Source organism: Crocosphaera sp. Alani8 (genome assembly GCF_038442745.1).
Lineage (GTDB): Bacteria > Cyanobacteriota > Cyanobacteriia > Cyanobacteriales > Microcystaceae > Crocosphaera.
On record NZ_JARVCN010000167.1, the window covers coordinates 1 to 7,342 of the forward strand.

At 39.9% G+C, this 7,342-nt stretch carries 5 protein-coding genes; 2 read left to right on the top strand and 3 right to left on the bottom strand.

Features of this window, described 5'->3' with window-relative positions; all coding sequences use genetic code 11:
• Positions 1-68: 68 nt before the first annotated feature.
• Complete coding sequence (gene mobF / locus P9B04_RS11240) at positions 69-3,590, top strand: MobF family relaxase (protein ID WP_342055079.1); 3,522 nt, start codon at positions 69-71, stop codon at positions 3,588-3,590.
• Between the two features lie 72 nt (positions 3,591-3,662).
• Positions 3,663-5,795: a type I DNA topoisomerase gene (gene topA / locus P9B04_RS11245; protein ID WP_342055080.1), complete on the top strand. Its 2,133-nt coding sequence runs from the start codon at positions 3,663-3,665 to the stop codon at positions 5,793-5,795.
• Between the two features lie 106 nt (positions 5,796-5,901).
• On the opposite strand, the gene P9B04_RS11250 is transcribed toward topA, so the two are convergent.
• The 3 genes from P9B04_RS11250 to P9B04_RS11260 all read right to left on the bottom strand — a co-directional run bounded on the left by P9B04_RS11250 (position 5,902) and on the right by P9B04_RS11260 (position 7,250).
• Positions 5,902-6,114 carry a hypothetical protein gene (locus tag P9B04_RS11250; RefSeq protein WP_342055081.1) on the bottom strand — a complete coding sequence of 71 codons (213 nt, stop codon included), beginning with the start codon at positions 6,112-6,114 and terminating at the stop codon, positions 5,902-5,904.
• A 9-nt stretch (positions 6,115-6,123) separates the two neighbouring features.
• A complete protein-coding gene (locus P9B04_RS11255) occupies positions 6,124-6,735 on the bottom strand; it encodes a pentapeptide repeat-containing protein (protein WP_342055082.1) in 612 nt (203 codons plus the stop codon).
• Positions 6,736-6,950: 215 nt separating this feature from the next.
• The gene (locus tag P9B04_RS11260) at positions 6,951-7,250 is read right to left on the bottom strand and encodes a hypothetical protein (RefSeq protein WP_342055083.1); all 300 of its coding nucleotides are present in this window, start codon (positions 7,248-7,250) and stop codon (positions 6,951-6,953) included.
• Positions 7,251-7,342 lie beyond the last annotated feature (92 nt).

A 7,342-nucleotide genomic window follows, 5' to 3' on the forward strand; every position in this document is an offset into this window, starting at 1 on the left:
TCGCATTAAATAGTTTCCTCCCAGTGTACCTCATGAGTATGGGAAATGCTATATTGAACTGATAAATTATGTTAACCCTTGCCGCTGTTGATGCCGATAAAGCCAAAGACTACTTTCTCAAGGATGATTATGACCTTGAGGAAAATTCGAGGTGGGCAGGTATGGGAGCGCAACGTTGGGGGTTATCTGGAGCGATCTCTAATCAATCCGCATTTGAGAATCTCTGTGATGGCTATAGCCCTGGTCGTAGAAAAAAGCTTTATAAAAGAAGAAGGGAAAAAAATGGAAAACGAACCGCAGCCCTTGATTGCTGTTTCAATGCTCCCAAAAGTGTTACGCTATCCGGCTTAGTAGGTGGGGATGACAGACTAATTAATGCCCATCGTCTAGCTGTGGCTAAAGTCTTAGAGTTGATTGAGGAGCGATATTCTCTAGCCAAGGTGACTAACCAGAAAGGAAAAGCAGAACTTATTACGACGGGGAACTTGATCATTGCCCAGTTTGACCATATTGATGCCCGTAAAATAGATGATTATTACCAAGGGGAGCAACCTGCTCAAACCATCCCAGATCCCCATTTACACACTCATTGCCTGATCATGAATGCCACTGAGGTCAATAACGGAGATTGGTATAGTCATGTTAATCGGGGAATTTTTCAGAATCGTAAGTTGTTAGGGATGGCTTACCAGCATTATTTAGCGATCGCTGTCCAAGAAATAGGCTATGAAGTCACCTCCAGAGATCATGGACAATTCGATATCAAAGGCTATGACCACGATGAGTTAATGCTATTCTCGAAACGTCGTCGCAAAATCTTGGAATTAACAGGGAATGACCCATCTAGATCCCGGAAAGAAGCAGTTAGACAAGTCACCAGAGCTTATAAAGGTAAAATCAACCCCCTTGAACTAAAAGAACAATGGATAGCATTCGCCAAAAGATTAGAAATTCAGATTGTTAAGCCTTCAAAGGTGGCTACGGTTAAGACAGAGAAACGACCCTCATTTGAGAAGGCGATCGCTGATTGTGCTGATAAGAATGTCAGCTTCAGACGTGAAGATATAGAGAAAGCTGTTTTAAATCAAGGGATTCCCACGGACATTAGAGTAATAAGTCAGGATATTGCGTCTAGTCCTGAATTAATCAAAGTGACCTCAGTTCATGGGGTTAACTATACCACCGAACCAGCTCTACAACGAGAGTTGGCTATGATCCGACTCTTTGAAGAGGGACGGGGAAATCATAGCGCGCTCTCAGATTCTGATTCAGTGTCATCATCCGTCGAAAACCACGGTTTAACCCAGGAGGAGTATGATGCTGTGGTTTCGAGTTTAAACAGTAATGACCAATTTCTTGCTTGGGTGGGGAATGAAGATTCTCACCAAAGTGCAATCGCTTATTTTAGTGAGGTGGCACAAAAAAATGGCTACTCAGTTAGGAGAGTTAAAACTGATGAAGCCATGATGTGGTATGTGAAACTTGGAATCAACACCAGTACCTTAACAGAATTACTAAAATCTGAAACTGATTATGATCCCCATCAAGTTTGGTTAGTCGAGCAAGCCCATGAGCTTGGAGCATCTGAGGTATATGATTTAATGCAATTGGCGACTCAAGTTCAAGCTAGAGTTATTTTCATTAGTGATATCAAGCAAATTGCCCTTCGCCGAAATGGTAATCCTCTCAAATCCCTGCAACAAGCGGGGATGATGACCTTAGCTCTTAGTCCTTTGGATAAACAGCCTACTCCCCAACTTCAAACAGCTATTGGTTTAATCAAACGTGGGCAAATAGAAAAAGGGCTAACTCGTTTAGATGAGAATGGGGGTATTGATGAAATACCTCAACCCGATAAAGTACAACAAATAGTCCGAGATTATTTAGCGATCGCTCCTGATAAACGGCATAAAACCCTAGTCTTAGTAGGGAATGAAGTTGAGCGAACAGAAATTATTGAAGGTGTTCGAGAAGGATTGAAAAAAGAAGGCCGACTAGGGAAGACAACCTTAGTTACCCAACTAAAGCGTAAAGACTTAACGAGAATACAAGCCAAATATGCCCATAATGTAAATCTAGGTGATCTAGTTGTTCCTGCCCATTCCTATAAGAAAAGGGGGTTAGAAAAAGGACAATATTATCAAATCAGGGGGTTTGATGAGGATAGGGTTATCCTTGAAGATGCTCAACAGAATCAACTTACTGTTGACTTAAACTTTGAAAAAGCGGTGTTGGCTGCCACTGAGATAGAGATTGCCGAAGGAGAAACACTCGTTGGGACGAAAGCCGAGCGTACACTCGATTCTCGTAAAGGACAAACTTTTGAGGTGATGAGCATAAACGAAAATACCGTCACCGTTAAAAAACAAGACGGAAGCCAACAGATTTGGCCTCTTAAGGAGCCACGTTTTGTCGATTATTCGATTGTTTGTTGCCCTGACTCTATTAAAGGGAATACTTTTGAACAGGTGTTAATTGCTGCTGATGAACTTATAGAGAATGATGGGTTTTACAGGGCGATATCCAAAGCTAAGACTCGCTTGAAACTTTATACCTCTGATAAAAGCCAATTGTCCCGTAAAGCCATTGAATTCAAAGCCAAAAAGAATAGCCTGTATGATTTGACAGATTTAGCACAAGCAACAAGAACGGCTAATCGACAGGATTCTCAGTCGAGACAAGAGGGAAATGAAACTCACACCACAGCAACCATTAATCAAAACGCTTTCGCCACTCCTCACACCACAATCCCTTCTAAGGTTTCTATCCGCAATGTGGCTGATGATAGTTCCATCCCGGTCCATAAATCCTATGATGATACTTCGGTTGATGAAAATGAGTCCTCCGATAATCTCACCGATGAGAAAGACATTGACTATTGGGTCAGACGTTTCAGGGAAATTTACACCGAATTGCAACAGCAACAAACACCATACCCGCCGTCTCATGTAAATACTCAGTCTCAATCTAACTCTATCTCTGATGAAGATATTTTTAACAATATCGAATATTGGAAAGCACGGGTACTAGAGATTCGAGAACAGTATAGAAAGCGACATTCCCAACCACAACCTATCGAGAGAGCCACTATTGATGATCCTTCTCCCTATATTGGTGATAATGACCAATATTCTTCATTACCAACAGACAGTGCCAATGAAGCTGAATTACTTAGTTTTTCAGAGGCGGTAATTTGTCCGACGGATACACCCTTTGATAAAACTCCTGACGAACTAGCCCAATATAAAGCCCGATTAAGGTTGAGGTATGTATCCTTAAAAGAACATATTATTACTCAATCGAAAGGGGTTGTATCTGACCCGGATAATATCAACTTTATTATGGCTAATTATCTGTTTGACCATACCAATAATCCTAACAGAGTTATGGAAGTTATTGGCCATAGTGACAAGGCTTATGACCTTAAGAAATCTATTGACTCTGACGAATTTTATGCCAAATTTACTAATTATATTAACCATCTTTTTGAAGCGGTTAAACAATTCCGACTTGAACCAGAAAATTCTCGAATTAAACGCTATAATAATCAAAAGAAAAAAGATAGAGACAATGACTTAGAATTGGGTTAATTCCTGAAAAATATAACGATAATTTTCGTTGAAAATCAACATTCTCCCGAATAAATTCAACATTCTCCAAAGATGCCGTTATTAATTGTCGAATCTCCCAAGAAAATTCAAAAACTTAAGGAAATTTTAGGAAAAGGTTGGCTCATCAAAGCCAGTCTAGGTCATGTCAGAGAATTAGCCAAAGATGGGGAAGATAACCTGGGTTTTACCCTGACGAATGATAGAGTTAGTTGTCGCTTTGTCCCTCGTAATAGCAAAGCCGCCAAAATCATCAAAGAATTAAAAACAATAGCTAAAAACAGTAATGCCATTTATTTTGCCTCTGACCCTGACCGTGAAGGGGAAACGATCGCTTGGCATTTAGCCCAAGAATTAGGGGTTAAAAATCCTCAACGAGTGGTCTATCAAGAAATAACAGAAAAAGCCGTTAAAGCGGCTGTTAAAAACCCCCGTCCTTTGGATAAACAATTAGTCGATGCAGGGTTAGCTAGAGCTTGCCTTGATAAATTAGTCGGTTATCGTGGTTCTCCCCTGTTGTGGAAACAAGGTAAAGGGGGTAAAAGTGTCGGCCGTGTACAATCGGCTGCGCTGCATATTTTATGCCAGAGAGAACGAGAAATTCTTAAATTCAAACCCATCGATTATTGGTCAGTTTGGGTTGATTATAAAGAAGGTTTCCGTGCTTTTTATTTAGCCGATAAAACTAACACCAAAACAACGGAATCTCAAACCAACAATGATGCCGGTGGTGAAAAGGCAGCCGTCGAATCCAGTCGGGTTTTATGCTGCGATCAAGCAGATAAGTTAGTGGCGATCGCAAAATCCAATCCCCATCAAGTCCTACAAGTTGAGGGCAAAACCGTCAATCGTAAACCCCCTGCACCATTCACCACATCAACCTTGCAACAAGCAGCCGGTTCTCGCTTAAAGATGAACCCTGAAACCACTATGAAAGTGGCGCAGCATCTTTATGAACAAGGTTTGATAACTTATATGAGGACTGACTCAACGGCTTTGAGTGATGAGTTTTGCCAATCGGTTAGGCAATGGTTACAGGCTAAAGATCCCAAAAATTTGCCCTCGAAACAGGTCAAACACCGTCAATCCAAGAATGCACAGGAGGCACATGAGGCCATTCGTCCCACTGATATTAATCGTCCTTCAGCCCAACTAAAACAGGAATTGGATGACCAGCAGTTTCAACTTTATTTGATGATCTGGATGCGTTCGGTAGCTTCATTATGTAATTCGGCTCGATTGCTACAGACTAAGATTATCACCCAATCAGGAGATGTTAAGTGGTTAGCCAAAGGACAAGTAATGCAGTTTAAAGGCTATACCAGGTATTGGAACAACATTAGCAATGATTCAGTTCTTCCCACTGTACAGCAGGGACAGCCTTTAACCTTAGATCAAGCTGGACATGATAAGAAACAAACGCAGCCACCACCACGTTACACTGAACCCAAGCTAGTACAAGCAATGGAGAAAAAAGGCATTGGCCGACCTTCGACTTATGCCCCTACAGTTAAAACCCTCAAACAAAGGGAATATGTTAAGTTGAGCAAAGGGAAGCTGCTTCCGACTCCTCTCGGTTTAGACGTTGATGAGTTTTTAGGTAAGATGCTCCCTGAACTTCTACAAGCTGAATTTACGGCACAAATGGAGGCCACTCTTGACGCGATCGCACAAGGACAACAAGATTGGCAGAAATATCTAACCACTTGGAATCGAGACTATTTTGACCCCACTTTAACTAAGGCTTGGCTTGCATTAGGAGGGAAACCAGCCAATAATGATACGACTTTGGCTAGGGAAAAATCTGATGTTTGTTGCCCCCAGTGCCAGAAACCTTTGAGTAAGATTCCGTCTAAGTCTAAAAAGTTAGCGGTTCCCTACTTTCTCAAATGTGAAGACGGCTGTGATGTCGTTATGTTCTTTGATAAAAAACTAGACAAATGGGTACAACCTGGAGAGTCAAAAGCCTCGAATGGTGGTCAATTAACGCAATATTCTTGTCCTGTATGCGGTAAGCCCTTGCAAGAATATTCCTATCAAAAAGAAGGACAAGATAAAGTTATGCTTAGGTGTTCTAATTCTAAAGGGGCTAAAGATAGTCGACATAAAAATGTGGCTTTCTTTATGACTAAAGATCAGCAATGGTGGAGTAAAAAATATGGTATTTTAGAATCTAATAACTCTTAGACCATTTATCAGTCAACTCCGCACCAGTTAAAGAATACAAGACTGCTTTGTAATGAACTATAACTGGTGAGGCGATGACTGAAGGTGCGTGTGTAATTAGCGAGTGTTAAACTACTTTTTTTTCTGCTATAACATCTTGATAGAAATTACGTACCAAAGTTTTATCGATTTTTCCTATTTTTGTCAAATGAGTGAAGACTATTCCTTTCAAATAATCTGTTTTTTCACTATCTAATTGTTCTAATTCGTCAGTTGAAAAAGAAGTGTTTAGAACAAGAGTCATTTGTTTTTCAATATCTGAAAACTTAAGAGCAATCATTTTTCCTCTTTATCCCATCAATGAAAAAATCAACGATAAACTATGTCCAAGAACTTCAACTCCTAGACAAAACAGAATAAATAGACCAAAACCGATTATCTTTTTACGACGCTGATAACATTTTTGGTAATGATTCATAAGTTCATCAACACATAGACTATCTCCTGTTAGACTCATTTTGAATTTAACTAACGTTCCATCGGGTAAAGTTGTATTTCTCAATAAAGTTCTATAGCATTTGACTCTTTGAAATTTGGTATCTTTTAGATTAGCTCCCTCCAAAGATACATGACACAAATCTGTATCCGATAAATTAGCATTGTGTAAGTCTGTATTAGCTAAATTAGCTGTTCTGAGATTAGCTCCTTTGAAATTAGCACTACCTAAATCTGCTTCAGTAAAATTAACACAGCGAAGTTCACAGTTAAAGAAGTTACTATCTCTTAAATCGGTATTAGATAAGTCTAATCCACTGAGGTCTAATTCCGCCCAATCTGTGTCTTTTAAATTGCGTTTCCCTTGTTTAAGGTCATTGATTAATTGCTGAACTTTAGGATGTTCAGGTACAATAAGAGGGTCAAATACTGAAACTTTCTCTAAATTAATTTCTGATGTTTTCATGGTTTTTAATTACTTTCATTAATGAATCACTTTTTTGAAATTGGTTAGAGACAATAAACAAGATCGAATTAACAACCAATAACCCCATAATGATGCTCCCGAACAGTCTCAATTTTTCTAAGTGAGACTGTTTATTGATTTGGTCTTTCTGATTAGGCTGCATTTGATTGGCTAAATATATGAAAGTGGATACATAATTTAGTCCTCAGAAAATGTTAGAATTCCATTGATAAATAGCGTTCGATCCATTGATCATCTTTGTTAAGCCGATTAGCGATCGCACTCAGGTGACGAGAATAATCATGCTTAGCATTATCGGGAGGCGGTTTCCCGAAAACAGCATGACGACCCCAAGCCATCGGGGGATAATGCCCATACTGTTCCTTGAAAGTCATAGCAGCCCAAGTAGGGGCCCGTTGTAGGTGGTAAGCTCGTTGCAGAAGACCTCTGTATTGGGAGAATCGTTCTGCATCTTCGGGTCGTACTCTATGTTTGAGGTTCAGGATTTTAACCAAGCGGTTTACCTCAAAATGAAACTTACAATGGGGACACACCCAGAAATGTTGAATGTCTTTAGAAAACTTTACATATCAAATTAGACTAACCC